The organism is Bradyrhizobium sp. USDA 4501, assembly GCF_054062115.1.
Genome location: NZ_JBSSEX010000001.1, coordinates 2,848,144 through 2,866,914, shown reverse-complemented (window position 1 = coordinate 2,866,914; position 18,771 = coordinate 2,848,144). Strand labels below are relative to the sequence as shown.

At 63.8% G+C, this 18,771-nt stretch carries 18 protein-coding genes and 1 pseudogene; 13 read left to right on the top strand and 6 right to left on the bottom strand.

Annotated elements, in window-relative coordinates:
* Positions 1–184: 184 nt before the first annotated feature.
* The 7 genes from ACVWZM_RS13030 to ACVWZM_RS13000 all read left to right on the top strand — a co-directional run bounded on the left by ACVWZM_RS13030 (position 185) and on the right by ACVWZM_RS13000 (position 6,956).
* Positions 185–619 (top strand): hypothetical protein, encoded by a 435-nt coding sequence (locus ACVWZM_RS13030; protein WP_229190265.1) that lies wholly within the window; start codon positions 185–187, stop codon positions 617–619.
* Between the two features lie 118 nt (positions 620–737).
* Positions 738–1,133 (top strand): phosphoribosyl-ATP diphosphatase, encoded by a 396-nt coding sequence (hisE, locus tag ACVWZM_RS13025; protein WP_229190266.1) that lies wholly within the window; start codon positions 738–740, stop codon positions 1,131–1,133.
* A 70-nt stretch (positions 1,134–1,203) separates the two neighbouring features.
* On the top strand, positions 1,204–1,785 hold the full coding sequence (locus tag ACVWZM_RS13020; RefSeq protein WP_028334775.1) for a YqaA family protein: 582 nt from the start codon (positions 1,204–1,206) through the stop codon (positions 1,783–1,785).
* Positions 1,786–1,867: 82 nt separating this feature from the next.
* Positions 1,868–2,407: a hypothetical protein gene (locus tag ACVWZM_RS13015; protein ID WP_375166527.1), complete on the top strand. Its 540-nt coding sequence runs from the start codon at positions 1,868–1,870 to the stop codon at positions 2,405–2,407.
* 181 nt (positions 2,408–2,588) lie between these two features.
* Positions 2,589–3,560 carry an NAD(P)H-dependent flavin oxidoreductase gene (locus ACVWZM_RS13010; protein WP_057016396.1) on the top strand — a complete coding sequence of 324 codons (972 nt, stop codon included), beginning with the start codon at positions 2,589–2,591 and terminating at the stop codon, positions 3,558–3,560.
* Positions 3,561–3,684: 124 nt separating this feature from the next.
* Complete coding sequence (locus ACVWZM_RS13005) at positions 3,685–4,458, top strand: thioesterase family protein (protein WP_076825194.1); 774 nt, start codon at positions 3,685–3,687, stop codon at positions 4,456–4,458.
* A gap of 371 nt (positions 4,459–4,829) precedes the next feature.
* Positions 4,830–6,956 (top strand): ATP-binding protein, encoded by a 2,127-nt coding sequence (locus tag ACVWZM_RS13000; RefSeq protein ID WP_456853422.1) that lies wholly within the window; start codon positions 4,830–4,832, stop codon positions 6,954–6,956.
* 290 nt (positions 6,957–7,246) lie between these two features.
* On the opposite strand, the gene ACVWZM_RS12995 is transcribed toward ACVWZM_RS13000, so the two are convergent.
* Complete coding sequence (locus ACVWZM_RS12995; protein WP_057016394.1) at positions 7,247–8,809, bottom strand: AMP-binding protein; 1,563 nt, start codon at positions 8,807–8,809, stop codon at positions 7,247–7,249.
* A gap of 66 nt (positions 8,810–8,875) precedes the next feature.
* Here ACVWZM_RS12995 and ACVWZM_RS12990 point away from each other — a divergent pair, with 66 nt between their 5' ends.
* The 3 genes from ACVWZM_RS12990 to ACVWZM_RS12980 all read left to right on the top strand — a co-directional run bounded on the left by ACVWZM_RS12990 (position 8,876) and on the right by ACVWZM_RS12980 (position 11,125).
* Complete coding sequence (locus tag ACVWZM_RS12990) at positions 8,876–9,871, top strand: NAD(P)H-dependent flavin oxidoreductase (RefSeq protein WP_456853420.1); 996 nt, start codon at positions 8,876–8,878, stop codon at positions 9,869–9,871.
* 177 nt (positions 9,872–10,048) lie between these two features.
* Positions 10,049–10,291, top strand: coding sequence for a hypothetical protein (locus ACVWZM_RS12985; RefSeq protein ID WP_076825188.1), 243 nt, complete (start codon positions 10,049–10,051; stop codon positions 10,289–10,291).
* Between the two features lie 108 nt (positions 10,292–10,399).
* Entirely contained in the window at positions 10,400–11,125 is a 726-nt protein-coding gene (locus ACVWZM_RS12980; RefSeq protein ID WP_057016392.1) for a hypothetical protein, read from the top strand.
* Between the two features lie 41 nt (positions 11,126–11,166).
* Here ACVWZM_RS12980 and ACVWZM_RS12975 read toward each other — a convergent pair whose 3' ends face one another.
* Positions 11,167–11,397: a hypothetical protein gene (locus tag ACVWZM_RS12975; protein ID WP_456783405.1), complete on the bottom strand. Its 231-nt coding sequence runs from the start codon at positions 11,395–11,397 to the stop codon at positions 11,167–11,169.
* On the opposite strand from ACVWZM_RS12975, the pseudogene ACVWZM_RS12970 reads away from it, so the two are divergent.
* Positions 11,391–11,718 (top strand): annotated as a pseudogene (locus ACVWZM_RS12970) (TetR/AcrR family transcriptional regulator); the annotation flags it as partial. The gene ACVWZM_RS12975 and the pseudogene ACVWZM_RS12970 overlap by 7 nt on opposite strands.
* 23 nt (positions 11,719–11,741) lie before the next feature.
* Here ACVWZM_RS12970 and ACVWZM_RS12965 read toward each other — a convergent pair.
* The 4 genes from ACVWZM_RS12965 to ACVWZM_RS12950 all read right to left on the bottom strand — a co-directional run bounded on the left by ACVWZM_RS12965 (position 11,742) and on the right by ACVWZM_RS12950 (position 15,042).
* A complete protein-coding gene (locus tag ACVWZM_RS12965; protein WP_141340215.1) occupies positions 11,742–11,996 on the bottom strand; it encodes a hypothetical protein in 255 nt (84 codons plus the stop codon).
* 164 nt (positions 11,997–12,160) lie between these two features.
* A complete protein-coding gene (locus ACVWZM_RS12960) occupies positions 12,161–12,412 on the bottom strand; it encodes a C40 family peptidase (RefSeq protein WP_057016389.1) in 252 nt (83 codons plus the stop codon).
* Between the two features lie 654 nt (positions 12,413–13,066).
* Positions 13,067–13,936: a VOC family protein gene (locus ACVWZM_RS12955; protein ID WP_310882952.1), complete on the bottom strand. Its 870-nt coding sequence runs from the start codon at positions 13,934–13,936 to the stop codon at positions 13,067–13,069.
* Positions 13,937–14,652: 716 nt separating this feature from the next.
* The gene (locus tag ACVWZM_RS12950) at positions 14,653–15,042 is read right to left on the bottom strand and encodes a hypothetical protein (RefSeq protein WP_229190279.1); all 390 of its coding nucleotides are present in this window, start codon (positions 15,040–15,042) and stop codon (positions 14,653–14,655) included.
* Here ACVWZM_RS12950 and ACVWZM_RS12945 point away from each other — a divergent pair.
* Both ACVWZM_RS12945 and ACVWZM_RS12940 read left to right on the top strand, forming a co-directional pair.
* Entirely contained in the window at positions 14,956–17,151 is a 2,196-nt protein-coding gene (locus tag ACVWZM_RS12945; RefSeq protein WP_456856691.1) for a TOMM precursor leader peptide-binding protein, read from the top strand. The two genes, ACVWZM_RS12950 and ACVWZM_RS12945, sit on opposite strands and share 87 nt — an antisense overlap.
* 92 nt (positions 17,152–17,243) lie before the next feature.
* The gene (locus tag ACVWZM_RS12940) at positions 17,244–18,620 is read left to right on the top strand and encodes a SagB/ThcOx family dehydrogenase (protein ID WP_456856689.1); all 1,377 of its coding nucleotides are present in this window, start codon (positions 17,244–17,246) and stop codon (positions 18,618–18,620) included.
* The last annotated feature ends 151 nt before the right edge of the window (positions 18,621–18,771 follow it).

The following is an 18,771-nucleotide window of genomic DNA, read 5'->3' as shown; positions in this document are numbered from 1 at the left end:
TTCAAGCGTTATTTGCAGGCATTTTGCCCCAGGCAAGGTGAACGGTCGATGACTGCCAGGCTTCGGCTTGCCATGTTTTCACCTCAGGTCGTTCAGCTTGCATTCGGTTTGGGGAACCTAATCTGGAGGCAGTGGGTTAGCTAACCAAGGCCCGTCGGGCCAGCTTCCACAAAGGATGACTGCAATGTTTGCGCGAAAAGGTGTTTTTTCGTCCATTGGCCGCGCAGCCACATTGGCAACGGTTGCTGCAGTGACGTTGACGGCCGTCGAGCCGACGATGGCGTTCGCAGGCTCCGCTTCGGCAGGCAAGGCGACCGCTGTGACGACGTCACAAGGCACGAGCGGCGCGACCGACATCAGTGCCCGCCGTCGCTACTATGGCGGCGGTGGCGCAGCGGCTGCGGCTGCGTTCGCCGGGATCGTCGGCACGGGCCTCGCGATCGCCGCAGCCCAGAGCCGTCGCGACTATTACGACTCCTACGGCTACTATGGTGGCCCGGGCTACTACGGTGGTCCCGTCTACTATGGTGGCGGCCCGGTCTATTACGGCGGCGGACCGTACTATGGTTACCGCGGCTATTACGGGCGGCGGTCGCAACTGCCGTATCAGCCGTACTGACGGCCGTCGGCGGTTCTCAGAACTGTCACAAAGCATCCAATCCACCGGCCGCGGCCCGGTGGATTTTTTCGTCGTCGCCGTTAACACGCTGGCGACGCGTTTCGATTAGGCTCGAAGCATGAGTGATTCGATCGAGCGGCTTTACCAAGCGGTGATCGCGGCCAAGGAGCTTGATCCGGCTACGTCGCGCACGGCACGGCTGTTCCAGCGCGGGCCGGCCAAGATGGCCAAGAAGCTCGCCGAGGAAGCGATCGAAGTGGTGATCGACGCCGTCAGCGGCAAGTCGGATGCCGTCATTCGCGAAAGCGCCGACCTGTTCTACAACCTCGCCGTTCTCTGGGCGTCGGCCGGCGTGAAGCCGGAGGATGTCTGGCGCGAGATGGAGCGGCGCGAACGGCTGCTCGGGATCGCCGAGAAGCTGCCGAAGTCGCCGGTCAAGCTGCCCAAACCGGGGCCGGTCCCGGTGGTTCGGCGCCGAATTGTCGCGCTGGAGAACCGGCTGCGCAAACGGTAGCCGTAAATCAACCAAATTTCAGCTCAATCCCGGCATGGACAAATCCGCTCCATGATGGTTCATCGCGCCCATGTTGAAACGGACTTACGACTGGTGCGTCGAGGCGGCCGACAAGCCCTATGCGCTGTGGATTCTCGCGGCCGTCGCCTTCGCCGAGAGCTCCTTCTTCCCGATCCCTCCCGACATCATGCTGCTGCCGATGTCGCTGGCGCGGCCGAAGCGCGCGTGGTGGTTCGCCGCGGTCTGCACGGTGGCGTCGGTTGCCGGCGGCGTGCTCGGTTACGCGATCGGCGCACTGCTCTACGACTCGCTCGGGCAGTGGCTCATCCATCTCTACGGTCTCTCCGACAAGGTCGACGCGTTCCGCGCCTCCTACGCCGAATGGGGCGCCGTGATCATCCTGCTGAAGGGACTGACGCCGATCCCCTACAAGCTCGTGACGATCACCTCGGGCTTTGCCGGCTACAACATCTGGCTGTTCATCCTGTGCTCGATCGTCGCGCGCGGCGGCCGCTTCTTCTTCGTCGCGGTGCTGCTCAACCGCTATGGCGATTTCATCCGCGCCGAACTCGAGAAGCGGCTCGGCCTGTGGGTCGCGATCGGCGCGATCGTGCTGGTGCTGGGCTTTGTCGTCGCATTCAAGCTGATCTGACCAAAGTTCTAGTCGTTCGCGTCTTTGTCCACGGACGGCTTCGGACTACGCTCGCTGCGATGGCCGATGGAATCGACGACCGGTGAATCCTGCGAGACTCAATCCCGCCAGGGCGCGCGTTGCGATGGCGGGCCTTGCACTGTCGATGGCGCTGCCTGCGGTCGACGGAGGATGGGCGCAATCCGCGCCGCCCGCGCTCGGCGTGCAGTCGCCGTCGCCGCAGCCCGTTGAATCCCAGCAGCAACAGATCGAGCTGCCGCCGGCGCCGGTCGAGCGCGAGAATCCCGGGCTGATCAACGAAATCGGAAAGCTGTTCGAGAAGTCGAAATCGGCGCTGCCGCCGCTGAAGAGCCCCGGCGAGACCATCAACGATTTGTCGAACATCGCGCGCCCCTCGACGGTGGTGACCGGACGCGCGGCCTGCGTGGTGGCCTCGAACGGTGCGCCGGACTGCAAGATCGGCGCCGACCGGCTGTGCCAGAGCAAGGGGTTTCGGGAAGGTAAGGGCATCGATACCGACGCCTCCGAGAAATGCTCGCCGCTGGTCTATCTGCCGGGCCACAAGCGCGGCCCGAACGACTGCAGGACGGAAAATTTCGTGACACGGGCGGTCTGCCAATAGCGGCGGCCAGGCTTTGCGTCTGGGATGCCAGGCGCCCGCGAAAACACGGTTTCAGGATGAGGATTTGTCATCTTTTTTGCAGCGCCAAAACGCAATACTTGACACTGGAAAGATTGCCTTGTTGGTATGACGGTCAGCATTCGAGACCAATCAACGACCAACGCTTGAGGATCCGCTTCAAATGTCCATGCCTGCTCTGTTCAAGGGCCGCCTGTCTCTTCCCGTGATCGGGGCGCCGCTGTTCATCATCTCCGTGCCCGACCTCGTTATCGCGCAGTGCAAGGCCGGCGTGGTCGGCTCGTTTCCGGCGTTGAACGCGCGGCCGCCGGAGTTGCTCGACGAATGGCTGTACCGGATCAAGGAAGAGCTCGCCGCCTATGACAAGGCGCATCCGGAACGGCCGTCGGCGCCGTTCGCGGTGAACCAGATCGTGCACAAGTCGAACAACCGGCTCGATCACGACATGGCGCTTTGCGAGAAGCACAAGGTGCCGATGATCATCTCCTCGCTCGGCGCGCGCGAGGAGCTCAACCAGGCCGTCCACGGCTGGGGCGGCATCGTCTTCCACGACGTGATCAACCAGAAGTTCGCGCACAAGGCGATCGAGAAGGGCGCCGACGGCCTGATCCTGGTCGCGGCCGGCGCCGGCGGTCATGCCGGCACGCTGTCGCCGTTCCCGTTCGTAGCGGAGACGCGGCAATGGTTCGACGGGCCGATCGCGCTGTCGGGCACCATTTCCAACGGCCGCGCCATCCGCGCCGCGCGCATCATCGGCGCCGACTTCGCCTATATCGGCTCCGCCTTCATCGCGACCAAGGAGGCAAACGCGGTCGAGGGCTATAAGGACATGATCACCAATTCGTCCGCCGAGGACATCGTCTACTCCAACCTGTTCACCGGCGTGCACGGCAATTATTTGAAGCCGTCGATCGTCGCGGCCGGCATGGATCCGGAAAACCTGCCGATCTCCGATCCCTCCAAGATGAGCTTCGGCACCGATGCATCCGGCGAGCGCGCCAAGCCGAAGGCGTGGAAAGAGATCTGGGGCTCCGGCCAGGGCGTCGGCAGCATCTCCAAGGTGGTGCCCGCGGCCGAGCTGATTGGCCGGTTCAAGAAGGAGTACGACGAAGCCGTCGATCCGGCGCTTGCCTGAAGCGCGATGAGATCATGATGAATCATCATCGCGCTTCAGCTCTTCATTTCAGCATGATCCACGCGCAAACGCTTCGCGTTTGTCGCGGGGAAAACTGCGTCCCACTTTTCCGGATCATGCTGTGATGGAACCGATCTTTCGCGTCGACGGCGACCGCGTCGTCACCAGTCCCGACGCCGCGGGTCCGTGGGATCCGCGGATGCAGCATGGCTCCGCACCGGCAGCGCTGGTGGTGTGGGCGGCCGAAGCCCTTCCGACGCCGGTGCCGATGCGGATCGCGCGCGTCACCATCGACCTGATGCGCCCGGTGCCGGTGGCGCCGCTGACGGTCTCGAGCGAGATCCTGCGCGACGGCCGCAAGATCCAGCTCTGTGGCGTCAGGCTGCTTGCCGACGGCGTTCTCGTGGTTTCGGCCACCGTGCTCAAGATCAAGCAACAGACGGCCGAATTGCCGCCTGACATCACAGCGCTTGCCGTCGATCTGCCGGGCCCCGACGAAAGTATGATCGAGCCGGGCAATCTTGCGAACAGTCCGTTCGTGAAATGCATCTCGATGCGGGCCGCGCGCGGCCGCTTCGGCGTGACGGGACCTGGCGCGATATGGTTCCGCGTCGACCGCCCGCTGATTGCGGGCGCCGCCGTCTCGCAGGCGATGCGGGCAGTGGTTGCCTCGGACTTCTCCAACGGCACCTCGCCGGCGCTCGATTTCAGCCAATGGACCTTCATCAACGCTGATCTCTCGGTGAGCCTGGCGCGCGAGCCGGTCGGCGACTGGATCCTGCTCGACGGCCAGTCCTGGATCGGGCCCGACGGCGCCGGGCTTGCAATGTCGCGGCTCGCCGATCAGCGCGGCTATTTCGGCCAGGCGGTCCAGAGCCTGGTCATCGAGCGGCGCTAGGACGCGCTGCGCTTCTTCCATCTCCCCTCGAAAAAGGGGAGGTGGCTTTGCTCGCCAGAGCAAAGCGGGTGGGGATCAGCTGACCCCAATCCCGACCTTCCCCCGTTTCAGGGGCTGGCGAAGACCGATCACGTACTGTGCATGGGGTTGTTTCACCGATTCGCGGTGCGGGAGCCGCGCCAACCGGCTGCCCCTGCGGCAAAAATAACTCGGCTTCCCGGGAACGGTTGGGCGCACGTGCGAGTTTCGCTCCCGTTAGGGGGTCCCATGATGCGTATTGATCCCGCCGCCGGCATCGTGGCCATGGCCGTCCGGCGGTTGTGTGACGTGCCGGACGGTGTCGACGCCCGGCCGCCGCGGGGACAGACGCGATGAAGCCTGGTCCGTCCTCGGAACGCGCGGTCATCCTCGCCGCGAGCGAGCGGGACGCCGTCAAGACTGCTCACCTGATCAAGGAAGCCGGCTATTACGCCAACATCTGCGGTGATCTCGCCGAGCTCGAACGCCAGATCGCAAGCGGGGCGGGCCTTGCCATCATTGCCGACGAGGTGATCAGGGCCGCCGATCTCGCCGGCCTGACGCACTGGCTGAACGAGCAGCCGTCATGGTCGGACTTTCCTATCGTGCTGATCAGCGAGAAGGGGGGACCCGAGCGCAATCCCGAAGCAGCGCGGCTCGGCCGGGCGCTCGGCAATGTCACCTTCATCGAGCGGCCGTTTCATCCGACCACGCTGGTAAGCCTGGTCGCCGCGACGGTGCGCGGCCGCCGCCGCCAATACCAGACCCGTCAGATCCTCGAGGATCTGACCGAGAGCGAAGGTCTGCTGCAGACCGCGCTCAATGCCGGTCATCTCGGCGCGCTCGAGCTTCATCTGCCGGATTTCGAGCTCGAGGCGTCGCCGACCTGCAAGACCTATTTCGGGCGCAGGCCGGGCGATCCCTTCACCTATCAGGATCTCCTGGACGCGGTGCATCCCGACGACCGCGCGCGCCGGAGCGAGATCGTCGAACAAACGTTGCGCACCGGCTCGGATTATCAGATCGAATACCGCAACATCTGGCCCGACGGCACCGAGCACTGGGTTGACGTGCGCGCGCGTGCGGTGCGTCGGCCCGACGGCGGCATCCGCTCGCTGGTCGGCGTTTGCTCCGACATCAGCGCACGCAAGACCGCGGAGATCGAGCGCGAGGCATTGCTGGCGCAGCTTGCCGCCGAGCGCACCGCACTCGCCGAACTCACCGCGACGCTCGAGCAGCGGGTCGAGCAGCGCACCGCCGACCTGATGAAGGAGGTCGCGGCGCGCGAGCGGGCGCAGGAACAGCTCCGCCATGCCCAGAAGATGGAGGCGATCGGCCAGCTCACCGGCGGCGTCGCGCACGACTTCAACAATCTGCTGATGGCGGTGATGGGCAATCTCGATCTGCTGCGCAAGCGCTTGCCGGAGGACCCACGCCTGCGTCGGCTGGTCGACGGCGCATTGCAGGGCGCCGAGCGCGGCGCGTCGTTGACGCAGCGGCTGCTGGCATTCGCGCGGCAGCAGGATCTGCGCGCGGTGCCGGTCGATCTCGGCGCGCTGGTGCGCGATATGAGCAATCTGCTCGAGCGCTCGCTCGGACCGCGCATCATGTTGCGGCTCGACATTCCCGAGGGGCTGCCGCTCGCCTGCGTCGACAGCAACCAGCTTGAGCTTGCGGTCCTCAACCTTGCGATCAATGCGCGCGACGCGATGCCGGATGGCGGCGTGATCGAGATCCGCCTCGCGACCTGGCAGGCGAAGAATGATCCGGCGCTGCAGCCTGGCGACTATTTAAAGCTCTCGGTGATCGACAGCGGCACCGGCATGTCGCCGGACGTGCTGAAGCGCGCGATCGAGCCGTTCTTCTCGTCGAAGCCGGTGGGCAAGGGCACCGGGCTCGGCCTGTCGATGGTGCATGGGCTCGCCGTGCAGCTCGGCGGCGAGCTGGAGCTGTCGAGCGCGGTCGGCAAGGGCACCACGGCTGCACTGGTGCTGCCGGTTGCAACGGCGGTGCCTGAAGTCGAGAGCCCGGCGCCTGCAGCGCAAACGGTCAAGCGCTCGGCGGTGATCCTGCTGGTTGACGATGATCCGTTGATCGCGATGTCCACCATGGAAATGCTGGAGGACCTTGGTCACCGCGTGATCGGCGTCAATTCCGGACCGCAGGCGCTCGAAATCCTCAGGAGCGACCAGGAGATCGACCTGATGATGACCGATCACGTGATGCCCGGCATGACCGGCATCGAACTCGCCGCCGCTGCGCGCAAGGTGCGGCCGCAGCTTCTGGTGCTGCTCGCCACCGGCTATGCCGAACTGCCCGACGGCACCCAGGTCGACCTGCCGCGGCTGGCCAAGCCCTACCACCAGGATCAGCTGCGCGACCGACTCGATCAGTTGCTCGGGCAGGGCACCGGTCAGCAAGCTGCTGCCGCCAGCGCCGACAGTCTCGCCACGCCTTCCACTCTGTCCCCGTCACCCTGAGGAGCCGCGAAGCGGCGTCTCGAAGGGCGCCGGCCCGGCTGCTGCCGCAAGCGGAGATAGCGCAAGCTGAAACATCGGGGCCGTGCATCCTTCGAGGCTCGCTCCGCTCGCGCCTCAGGGTGACGGTGCGCACAGCTCCATCCGCGTCATTGCGAGCGAAGCGAAGCAATCCATAGCCCGGCAGGTCGGAGAGATGGATTGCTTCGTCGCTTCGCTCCTCGCAATGACGGCGGAGCAAAAGCGTCACAACCTCTCAGGATGACGGGACCAGCAATCGTCGTGCGAGCATCCTACCCCACCATGCGGTCGCGGCCGGTCCAGAAGCGCGCCTTCAGCACCTTTTTGTCGACCTTGCCGACGCCGGTCATCGGCAGTTCCTTGACGAACTGGATCTGCTTCGGCGCGTGCGCCGAGCCCTTCTTCGCCTTCACCAGTCCGATCAGCTCGTCGGCGTCGGGCACAGCGCCCTCGCGCGCGACCACGACGGCGGTGACGGCCTCGCCCCATTTGTCGTCGGGCACGCCGACCACGGCGACCATCGCGACGTCGGCGTGTTGCGACAAGACATCCTCGACTTCGCGCGGGAAGATATTGAAGCCGCCGGAGACGATCATGTCCTTCTTGCGGTCGAGGATGAACATGTAGCCGCGCTCGTCCATGCGCGCGATGTCGCCGGTGTGCAGCCAGCCGCTCTTCAGCGTCTCCGCCGTGATGTCGGGCCGCTTCCAGTATTCGGCCATCACATGCGTGGCGCGCACGCAGATCTCGCCGGCCTCGCCGGTCGCGACCTCCTCGTCGTCCTGATCGAGGATCTTGACCTGGCAGGCGGCGATCGGGAAGCCGCAGGACAGGAACAGGTCCGGCGTTTTCGGGTCATGATCCGCCTTGCGCAGCACCGAGACCGGATAGCATTCGGTCTGGCCGTAAAGCTGGGAGAACACCGGTCCGATCCGCTCGATACCCTCGACCAGCCGGCTCGGCGACATCGCGGACGCACCGTAGAGCAGGAGCTCGAGCGAGGAGAGGTCGGACCTGTCGAGCGCGGGATGATCCAGCATCACATAGATCATGGTCGGCACGAACAGCGTGAAGTTGATCTTCTCGCGCGCGATGGTCGTGAACACGGCCTCCGGATCGAACCCTTTCAGCATGTGCACGGTGCCGCCGCGCATCAGCGTCGGCAGCACTTTGGTGCCCGCGACATGGCTGATCGGGGCCACGGTGAGGTAGCGCGGCGTCTCCGGAATCTCGAAATCGGCGAGGATCGCCGCGGCGAAGCCGCCATATTCGCGGTGATAGCGCAGCGCGCCCTTGGATTTGCCGGTCGTGCCGCCGGTGTAGTTCAAGGTCGAGATGTCGTCGGCGCGGGCGAAATTCTTCGCGCTTGCGCTGCCGGCGTCCCCGGCCACCTGCAACAGGTCGGCGCCGTAATCCGCCGGGCCGAGCGTGAACACGGTCTTCAGGCCCTGCGCCTTCGCCGTGAGCTCGCCGCCGCGATCGCGAAACGTGATGCCGTCGACGATCAGCATCTGCGCTTCGGAATCCTCGATCTGGAACAGCTGGTCGTCGAGCGAGCCCAGCGGATGCAGCCAGGTAATCGCGAGCCGCGACAATTGCGCGGCGACGCCGGCGCACCAGCTGTCGGCGCGGTTGGCGGTAAGCAGCGCGACGCGGGTGCCGGGCGCAAAGCCGAGCCGCATGAACACGCTTTGCATTCGTCCGATCAGATCGGTCGCGCCCTGATAGGTGAGCGAGCCGCCCGGCCATGCGAAGGCGGTGCGCGATGGATAGCGCGCCAGCGCCCGCAGGGTCTGTTCGCACACCGCCGGAAATGCATAGAGCGGATTGCTCATCTGGTTGTCCCTCCCGCCTTTGTCTTTGGCTTTTGTCGTGCCAATGTTGGCGGCAACGCTAACACAATGATGATGGGAAGGAACAACTTGTCCGCCGATCTTCTCGCGCGTTTTCGCGATCGCCTCCGGCTGCCGCTGATTGCGGCACCGATGTTCCTGGTCTCCGGTGTCGAGCTGGTGGTAGCCGCCTGCCGCAACGGCGTGATCGGTTCGTTTCCGACGGTGAATTGCCGTGAGACGGAACAGCTCGATGCCTGGCTCGACGACATCGCGCGCCGCCTGCAGGCACATGCCGATGCCAGCGGCCAAGCAGCCGCGCCGATTTGCCCGAACCTGATCGTGCATCGCTCCAATACGCGGCTGGCCCAGGATCTCGCCGTGCTGCTGCGGCACAAGCCCGAGCTTGTGATCACCTCGGTCGGCTCGCCCGCGCCGGTGCTTGGCCCTCTGCACGATGCCGGCGCGCTGGTGTTCGCCGATGTCGCCTCGATCCGCCATGCCGAGCGCGCGGCAGCAGCCGGCGCCGACGGGCTCGTGCTGCTCACTGCGGGTGCAGGCGGCCAGACCGGCTGGCTCAATCCGTTCGTGTTCGTCCGCGCTGTGCGCGGCTTCTTCGATGGACCGATCGTGCTTGCCGGCGGCATCAGCGACGGCCACGCGCTCCGCGCCGCAGAGGCGCTCGGCTGCGACCTCGCCTATATGGGCACCAAGTTCATCGCGACGCGCGAGAGCATGGCGGACGGCAGGTACAAGCAGATGCTGGTCTCTTCCACCGCCGACGACATCCTGCTCACGAGGGCGTTCACCGGCCTGCAGACCAACATGCTGCGGCCCTCGATCGAGGCCGCCGGTCTCGATCCCGACGATCTGCCGGCGCGCGGCGCGATCGACATCGGCAAGGACATCGACATCGGCGCCCGCGAAAGCCGCCCCAAACGCTGGCGCGATATCTGGAGCGGCGGTCATTCCACCTCAGGGGTGACCGGGGTGCTCGGCGTCGACGAACTCGTGGCGCAGACGATCGCGGAGTATGACGCGGCGAGCGCGCGGGTGCGGCTCTAGAGTCGCTGCTTTGACGCGTTCCCTTCGCGCCAACTGGTGCCCGAAGGCCCGCTGGTTCGCGAAATAGCAGCACTCAAATCCCGCCCATCCGCTTAACGCGGCATTAACCATGCCAGTCCCAACAATAGCGTCACGGGCCGCCACGGCTGGTCGCCCGGCAGTTTGTGGGAATGCGACATGGCCTTTGAGGCGCTCTCCAAGACCCCGGCATCGCTCGACGAGCTCCGGACCCGGGTGTTTTACGCCCTGCAGCGGCATCCGCTGTGCCGTCAGGTCGAATTCGACATTGTCAGCACGCCGCGCACCCGCCGCACCAACTGGACGGTCAGCATGCACACGGTCCAGCCCGGCGCGCTCTGGACGGCGCATGAGATCGTCGCCGACATCCAGGAAGCCTATGAGCTTGACGTCGCGGCCTGATTTTCCGGCCGTTTCGGGACAATTTCACCTATTTGGCGCCGTCACGGCACGCTACCGCCGCATTTCGCGCGCAGTTTGCGGTGACACCGGCCGGCAATGGAGTAGTTTTTGACCAGAGCCATCACCCTCGCCGCGCTGACATGCTTCCTCCTCGCAGGCGCCGCGGTAACAGCCATTTTGGGCCGTGACAGCCTGCCGGCGGCGCAGGCCGACATTGGACCGGTCGCCAATCGTGCCAGCAAGCAGGACAAGCTCGCCGTCTCGACGCTTGCCGCGGCCGCGTTTGAGGCGCCCCAGCCGATTGAGCCTCCCGCCAATCCGTCTCCGCTCTTGTTACGGGCCCAAGCCGCGATTCCGGGCGCGACTGACACGGTGCGCCAGGCCTATGCCTCCGTCGAGCCGACCGATGTCGGCCTGCCGAAGATCACCGACCCCGTCGATGCGGCTCAGCCGAAGATCGCCGAACCCGCGCCGGTCGCCCCGGCGCCGCCGAAGCCCAAGGCTGCGGCCAAGCCGGCGCCGCAGAAGAGCTACGCGCTGCTGAGCGACGCCCAGATCGCCGGCATCAAGGACCGGCTGAAGCTGTCGTCGTCGCAGGAATATTACTGGCCGGCGGTCGAGACCGCATTGCGCGCCGTCGCCCGCAAGATCCACGCCAAGCGCCAGGGCGATCCCGCATCCGGCAGCATGCCGATCGATCCGGACTCCGAGGAGGTCCAGCAGCTGAAGTCGGCGGCGATGCCGCTGCTGTTCCAGCTCCGCGAGGATCAGAAGAACGAGGTCCGTTCGCTGGCGCGCCTGATTGGCCTCGAACGTGTCGCTGCGATGATCTGAGCGGCAGGGTCCGGCCGAAGCGGATCTGCGCTCCTTGTGCTCTAGCGGGCCTCCGGCGGCCGCAGCTTCTCCACCTTACCCTGGGTTTCGACGAGCAGCTGTTTCATGAAGTCCTTGTTGCGCTTCAGCCAGGGCTCGAGCGTCTGCCTGACGTCGCTTGGCGACTTCTTCTCGATGGCTTGCGCCAGCCGGGTCTGAAACGTCCCCCAATCCTTGAACATCTCCTTCAGCAGCGCATCGTCGGAAATGTTGATCGCCGACTTGGCCGCCATTGGATCGGCTGCGTTCGCTGGTGCACGCCTTCATCCGCTCCGAATGCGAGGAAGCCGCGGTACGCGTCGCGCTGAGCGATGCCGCGCCGCTCTATCGCGATGCCCCCGAGGCGCGCGAGGCGCGGGCATCCGGCGAGCGCATCGTCGAAGCGTTCATGCGCGAGGCGTTGCCGAAAGCGTCCGGCGCGGTGCGCGACGGCGGGCGATCTGATCACGACGACGCTAAGTACGGTGGGCAAGGATTTTTCCGAGAGCCCGCGAACGCCCGCCGAGATCGCGACCTATGCCGACGCCATGGTCGACATGTTCTGCGCGATCTGAGGAGTCTCGGAAAGCGCTGAAGTTCACAGATAGTGCTTGGCGACCAGCAGAAACCCGAGCACGCCGCCGGTCACAGCGAAAACCGTCACGCCATTGCAGAGACTGACGTAAGCGGCCGACCAGTAAGAAACAGTCTGAGCGGCCGTCGCAACTTTTTTCGACTTCTGGGGCAAGCCAATTGGCTCCTGAAAAAGGCGCCGCCATCTGGTCAACACAGATGACGGCGCCCGTCTGAGGGCTTCAGGGCGAAACCCTGCTGCAGCGTAAGGTGCGATCATGAACGGTTCGTATACCGCCCGGCTGTCGCAAGCTCGCATGTCAGCTGAAGCGTCGAGGTTCCCTAAAGCATCATCCGGAAAAGTGCGCAGCGGTCTTCCGAAAAAGATCATGCTCAAACAAGAGGCCAAAGCGCGATGACGATTCGACCCAATCTCATCGCGCTTTAGAACGAAGCGTAGGCATTTCGAAATGCGATGGCGCCAGCCAGCGAGCGCGGCCGCGTGCGCACGGCATGCCCGTCGTTGCCGCTCTGCACGATCCACTGGCCGTTCTCCTGACCCACGATCTTGCCGACGTGGTGACGCCAAACCACGATGGTGCCGACCGAGGGGCCGCCGGCATTGGTGCCGTAGCTTGCCCAGGATCGGGCCAGATTGAATTGCGGACCGGGATCGCTGCCGACCTGGGTGCGCATGAACCAGCCGCACCACGCAGCTGGGCGACCGGAATGTGCAGAGTGCCGATGGTGATGGTGACGGCCGCGGGCTTCGGCAGTTGAAGCGAACGCCAAAAGAACCGCCACAGCGGCGAGAAGTTTACGCATTACAAAGTCCTTCTTGCTGTTGGCAGACCATCCATGTTGTGGGGGGAAGCGCAGCGATGATCTGCGATTGGCTTGCGAAGCGACCGCATCGGTCAGGCGACGCATAACGAAGGCGGGGCATGGCCCGCGCAGGCGTTTAAGAAACGGGCTATGGCCAAAATATGGCCGGTACGTCCCGTCAGGCGGCCGCGACACTGCCGAAGACGTCAGGCTTGGTCCGCGCAATGGCTGCTAATTTGATCACCGCGGTTGTGCTCTCGGACAGCGACGCGTTGTCGAGCCGGCCAGCCTAGGATCGGCTGCCGATCTTGAGTCAGTGCGGTGTGGTGATTGTAAACAGTCCGTCTTCGCTTTCGCGTTGCTCGAGCTTCGCCGGACACGCTTCGCCTTTGCAGGCTTCGCGGCCGCGCCACGCGAAGCCTGCAAAGGCGAAGCGTGGTGCACCATTCAGAATACAAATGCGCAATCTACCTAATTTAAATACCTGTATAATTCTGCTGCGGACAAGGTCGACACGTTTCCGACCTATCGCTTGGTCTTGTGAAGGACCAATTTGCCCTGCGAAGCGACATCACCCCACCTGGCGGACCAATTGAGTTCCGAGGCGGAGGGTCGCTCAGTGCCTTTCTGATCCCAAGCTCCCTGTAGCGCAAATAGAGCCCCTTGGGGATCGGCACATCGCAAGATCCAGCAACCGTCGGGCAACTCGATTGGACCTTGGAGGACCCGGCCCCCGCCAGCATCAACGCGCTTGGCAGCCGCACCGATGTCATCGACATTGAAGTAATAGAGCCAGCAGGGTTGCGATACGCTCGGAAGTTTGGTGAGCATTCCGCCGATCGTCTGGCCGGCCGCCGAAAACAATTCGTACAGGTCGGCCGGCCCGGTTTCAGCGTGAGCCTTCTGCCAGCCAAGAAGCTCGCCGTAAAACGGGAAGATCTTGTTCCGGTCTTCAGCCAGCAACTCGTGCCAGCCCACGCGTCCAGGCTCGTCCAATCCGCTGGGTTGCCGTTGGCCATATGTCAGCCCGGAAACCAGTGCAAACGTCGCTCCTTGCGGATCGGCGACCACCGAAATTCGGCCAATATTGCTGGCGGTCGGCGTTACCAGAATGGCGCCCCCACGACGGCGGATCTGCACGGCTTTCGCATCCACGTCATCGACGGCGATGTAGCCGACCCATCTCGGCCTCGCTCCCAATCGCAGCCCCTCTTCCGGGAGATGCATGAGTCCAACTGCCGGGGCGTCGCCTGCAGTAAGCAGCGTATAGGCGAATTCCGGAGTCGACGCATCTTCCACCGCCCAGCCGATGACCTTGCCATAAAAATCAGCTGCTGCCGGCATGTCCGTCGTCAGCAACTCATACCAGGCGAAGCGTCCGAGTTGATCGACCAAGCTAATTTCCCCGTTCAAGCGGGCCGACGATTGCGCACTGCATCAAATTGCACCCGTTGCAATCCGCTCCACGGGCGCGGATTGTCGATTTAATCGACCAAATTGCGCGATATCGTTCATGAAGATGAATGCAATCAGAACGAGCTCTATTACATTTTGTGTATACCGTAATTCTTGTCTGCCTCGTTCGCTCGGCGTAAGATCGTGCTTCGGAAGTCCTTTCTTCCAAACTGGGAGGATGCGGCCATGCAGCGGGCGAAGCAAGCTTCGAGAAAGAAGCGAACGGCCAACGCCGCGGTACCGGCGCTGGGATTAGCCGGTCTGACTTTTTCGCTCGCGGGCAGCGCATATGCCTCCGCCGTGCCCTCCGACGACGTTCAACACAAGCCGAACTTCGCGCCGGGCCATATGACGACGCTCAGTGAGGAAGAACTCGCCGACGTCAGTCTCGCCACCTTCCACCTCAATCTCATCGACGATGAAAGCGTCGGAGGCCGCGTGCTGCTCGCGCGGGGATGCGGTGGTTGCCGTGGCTGCGGAGGCGCCAGAGGTTGCGGAGGCTGCAGGGGTTGCGGAGGATGCAGGGCCTGCAGAGGCTGCCGCTGCGGTGTCGGTTGCGGTGGATGTGGCGGCTGCGGCGTTGGTTGGATCGGCGTAGGCGTGCCATTGGTCACATGCGCAGGCTGCTGTGCATCCTGGGGCCGCTGCCGCTGGTGCTAGCGCTCACTGACTGGGCGTCGACACGTCGCGATTTCATTGGCCGGGCGCCCGAACGACCCGGCCAATTTTTTGCTTTCGTTATACATTCGCCGCGCCTGGCTGATCAGCTTGCCGACGGTGGGCGAGTGTGATCCAAATTGCTCGCAGAATGCCGGTGGCCGAACGCGGCGCACAAGTCGCGCAATGCCAATGGTTCGCCGCGCGCCGGCGATCGGAAGTGACAGCAACAGGATCAGCGTGCCGCCCCGATGACAGTCAATGGCAAGAGCCGCACCGCGAGGCAGAGCCGCAAGGGCATTTTGCGATTCGCGCCGAACTTTACCGCTTATGTGATTCCTCCCGATGTGGTCTGCCTCTACTCCGAGAACCGCAAATTCTTCCTGCATGGTGATCTCTATTGTGCGGTGGCCGCGGCGATCGGCAAAAATGGTAAGGCTGCACCAGAGATCGTTCGGCAGCTCTCAAAGAATTTTCCCGCCGACAAGATCGAGGAAGCGATCAGGCGGCTGCTGGAGCGCCGATATGTCGTAAGCGGAGCGCCGCACGCGTTCGCAGGCGCCGTCGATGGATATTGGGCGAGTCTCGGCCTCCCCCCCGAGGTCGCAGAACAGAATCTCCGCGATTGCCCAGTGCGGGTCGAAGCGATCGATGTCAAAGGCGCCAACGAACTTGCCGCGGCCTTGAGCAATCTCGGTGTTCGGATCACCAAGCGGTCGCCCAAGCTCACGATCACACTGGTGAACGACTATCTTGACCGGCGGCTCGTCGAATTGAACGGAAAGCGCTTTGGCGATGGGACGCCCTGGCTGCTGGCGCAGCCGTCCGGCGTGTTTCCGCTGGTGGGACCCGTGTTCAAGGCGGGCGAGAGCGCCTGCTGGACTTGCCTGTTCGATCGCATGATACGCAATCGGGAGATCAAGGGATTTCTCGATCGCAGAGCGGCGCAGGTGGTCGCCGTATCGCCCCTGGTCGGCGACGCCGTCGGACAAATCGGCATCCAATTCGCTGCTGTTGAAATCGCAAAAGCGATTGCCTCGGGATTTCGTACCGATCTGCGCGATCACATCGCAAGCTTCGACCTGACCGGTGCCGTCATTGCCAAGCATTACGTCGCGCGACGCCCGCAGTGTCGTACCTGCGGTAGCAGGAAGCTGCAGAGTCCGCGCCGGGCGGCAGCGCCGATCGAGATCGCGGAGGGCGGAAAGCTCGTCATGACCAGCGGCGGTTACCGCGCCGTGACGTCGCGAGCCACCGTAGCACGGTTCCGCAAGCACGTCAGTCCGCTGACCGGCGTCGTCTCGCGGCTCGAGCGGATCGAGGCCGATCTGCCGATGAACACGAACTTTTTCGCCTACCACAATTTCTCGGCGCCGGCCTGGAACGTCGACCAGCTCAGATCCGGATTGAGCGGCGGCAGCTTCGGCAAGGGCTCCACAGCCGAGCAGGGCGAGGCAAGCGCGTTGATGGAGGCGATCGAGCGCTATTCGGGTATTTTCCAGGGGGACGAGATCAGGACGAAGCGCCGCTTTGTCGATTTCGCTCCCGGCGACGCTCTTCTTCCCAACGAAGTACAGCTTTTCAGCGACGCGCAGTTTCAAAACAGACATACCTCGCAGCCGGACGATTCACATCTGGTGCCTGAGCCGCTCGATCCCTCGACCAAGACGGAGTGGTCGCCGGTCTGGTCGTTACGCGACAAGCGTTTCAAACATCTTCCAACGGGCCTCTTGTACTTCTTCTATGGCGGCTTCCACACCGATTCCAACGGATGCGCGGCCGGCAACACCCGGGAGGAAGCCATCGTTCAAGGCTTCCTCGAACTGGTCGAGCGCGACGCCTACGCGATCTGGTGGTACAACCGGCTACAACGTGCAGAAGTCGACCTCGCGCAATTCGAAGATCCCTATGTGCGGGATCTGCAAGCCCAGCTTGCCGATGCGGGGCGCAGGCTTTGGGTGCTCGACATCACCAGCGATCTCGGCATTCCCTCTTACGTGGCGATCATTCATTGGATGCAGAACGGACACGAAAATATCGAATTCGGTTCCGGCTCGCATTTCGATCGCCGCATAGCCCTGCTGCGTTCCCTCACCGAACTGACCCAGTTCATGTCGATTGGCATGATGGGCGGCGGAAGTGGCGAGAAGCCGACGCTGGACGGTGTCACGCCGCTGCGACTGGACGATTATCCGTTCCTGATCCCCAGCGACAATCCGATCGTGCCGTCGGCGCCGAGCCTCAAGGTTCACGACAACGCGCGCGACCAGGTCAATGCCTGCATCGAGATTGCCACCGGCGCGGGATTTGATTTCCTCGTGCTCGACCAGACGCGGCCCGATGTCCAGGTGCCCGTCGTCAGAGTGCTCGTTCCGGGGTTGCGACATTTCTATCGCCGCTTCGCACCCGGCCGACTTTACGATGTTCCGATGAAGCTCGGATTGCTGAATCGTCCGCGACTGGAAAGCGAGCTCACGCCATTCCTTCCACACACCTGAAGGCTGGCTCGTTGCGCAACTTCCGGAAAACGAAGCTCAGGAAGATCGCACCCGTCATCGTCGCCCGATTGAACGGTCGTTGCTCCCTTCACATGCAGGCGGACGGAAGCATCGCTGCAGGTTTGGGCGGCTACTCGATCAATCTGGGACAATTCAGCGCGGCAGCGGTCGACCATGCGGGACATCTCACCAGCGGCCTGCCGCTCGCCTCCTTTGCGGGCAAAGGCGTCCTCGCGAGGCAGGTTCATGCCCTCGTGCGGCGACTGGCAGGGCATGGACTTCTCGAATACCGCTTATGCTCTCCGCGTGACGAGCAAGACCTCGTGGTCATCGAGCCGCAGGTCGCCGAATACTGGCCACAACGCGCAAAGCTGGGGAGCGGTGATACCATTGTGTTGTCGCGCTTCGCCTATCTGCGCCGGCGCGACAGCGAGATGGTGCTGGAATCACCGCGCGCCGGCGCGCTGTTTCGGATTTTCGATCCCGCCATCGCTGCCACCCTCGCTGCCCTGTCGCGGCCTCAGAAGATCAGCGAGCTTCGCCGCCATGCGGCCTCCGCGAACCTCGATCTGCTCGGATTGCTGCTCGACAGCAAGATGCTGATTAGGCTCAATGCGAAAGACGGCGACGGCCTTCGGGTGAATGAAGGCGACGGCAATCTCGTTCTCTGGGACTTCCACGATCTCGTGTTTCATACGAGGAGCACGGAGGGCCGGCACACCAATCCAGTTGGCGGCGCGTTCACCCATGCGGGCGTCGTTCCACCGCTACCCGCGGTGCGCCCGCCTTGGCCCGGCAAGAAGATCGACCTCGGCAAATTCTCCACGTCGGGGTCGGTCTCGCACTTCGCGAAGCTGTTGCGCGAACGCCATTCAATACGAGATTTCGACGACCAGCATCCGGTCACGCTCGCCGAGCTCGCGCAGTTTCTCGACACGACAGCCCGCGTGCTGTCGGAATGGAAGATCGGCGCAGATTTTGACGGCGGTCCCGAGGTCACCTACAGCGCAAGACCCTATCCGTCGGCAGGCGGCGCGTATGAGCTGGAACTATACTTGGCGGTCTTGAACTGCGGGGAGCTTGCACGTGGACTTTACCACTATGACGCGGGCAGCCACGCGCTTGTCGCGATCGACACCTCCGCCCAACAACTCCAAGCGCTTTCTACGGCGGCCGAGTTTGCCATGGACGCATCCGGTCCACCGCAGGTCTTGATCACGATCGCCGCGCGCTTTGGGCGGATCTCCTGGAAATACAGCTCAATCGCATATTCGTTGATCCTGAAGGACGTCGGCAACCTGATCCAGACGTTCTATCTGACGGCGACCGACATGGGCCTTGGTGGCTGCGCAATCGGCACCTGCAACATCGATCTGTTTGCAAAAATGACGGGGCTTGAATTCCACGTGGAGGGCCCGGTCGGTCAATTCGCGCTCGGGCGCGGCAGGAAACCGGCCCCCTCTAGCTAAGGGGAGGTCTTTCGAATGTTTACGGCCTGGATCGCACGCGAATGGCGCCCAGCGGCGGGATTCGGCTTCGCCCTTCGGGCTACGCCGGGACGAGCCTTCGTGCGGATGAATGGTGCCCCTGGCCGATAATCGCCTAATGGCATAACGAATT

Coding starts and splice junctions, on each gene's coding strand:
- ACVWZM_RS13030 (WP_229190265.1), top strand. CDS start 185: ATGTTTGCGCGAAAAGGTGTTTTTTCGTCCATTGGCCGCGCAGCCACA.
- hisE (WP_229190266.1), top strand. CDS start 738: ATGAGTGATTCGATCGAGCGGCTTTACCAAGCGGTGATCGCGGCCAAG.
- ACVWZM_RS13020 (WP_028334775.1), top strand. CDS start 1,204: ATGTTGAAACGGACTTACGACTGGTGCGTCGAGGCGGCCGACAAGCCC.
- ACVWZM_RS13010 (WP_057016396.1), top strand. CDS start 2,589: ATGTCCATGCCTGCTCTGTTCAAGGGCCGCCTGTCTCTTCCCGTGATC.
- ACVWZM_RS13005 (WP_076825194.1), top strand. CDS start 3,685: ATGGAACCGATCTTTCGCGTCGACGGCGACCGCGTCGTCACCAGTCCC.
- ACVWZM_RS13000 (WP_456853422.1), top strand. CDS start 4,830: ATGAAGCCTGGTCCGTCCTCGGAACGCGCGGTCATCCTCGCCGCGAGC.
- ACVWZM_RS12995 (WP_057016394.1), bottom strand. CDS start 8,809: ATGAGCAATCCGCTCTATGCATTTCCGGCGGTGTGCGAACAGACCCTG.
- ACVWZM_RS12990 (WP_456853420.1), top strand. CDS start 8,876: ATGATGATGGGAAGGAACAACTTGTCCGCCGATCTTCTCGCGCGTTTT.
- ACVWZM_RS12985 (WP_076825188.1), top strand. CDS start 10,049: ATGGCCTTTGAGGCGCTCTCCAAGACCCCGGCATCGCTCGACGAGCTC.
- ACVWZM_RS12975 (WP_456783405.1), bottom strand. CDS start 11,397: ATGGCGGCCAAGTCGGCGATCAACATTTCCGACGATGCGCTGCTGAAG.
- ACVWZM_RS12965 (WP_141340215.1), bottom strand. CDS start 11,996: ATGATCGCACCTTACGCTGCAGCAGGGTTTCGCCCTGAAGCCCTCAGA.
- ACVWZM_RS12960 (WP_057016389.1), bottom strand. CDS start 12,412: ATGCGCACCCAGGTCGGCAGCGATCCCGGTCCGCAATTCAATCTGGCC.
- ACVWZM_RS12950 (WP_229190279.1), bottom strand. CDS start 15,042: ATGCAGGAAGAATTTGCGGTTCTCGGAGTAGAGGCAGACCACATCGGG.
- ACVWZM_RS12940 (WP_456856689.1), top strand. CDS start 17,244: ATGCAGGCGGACGGAAGCATCGCTGCAGGTTTGGGCGGCTACTCGATC.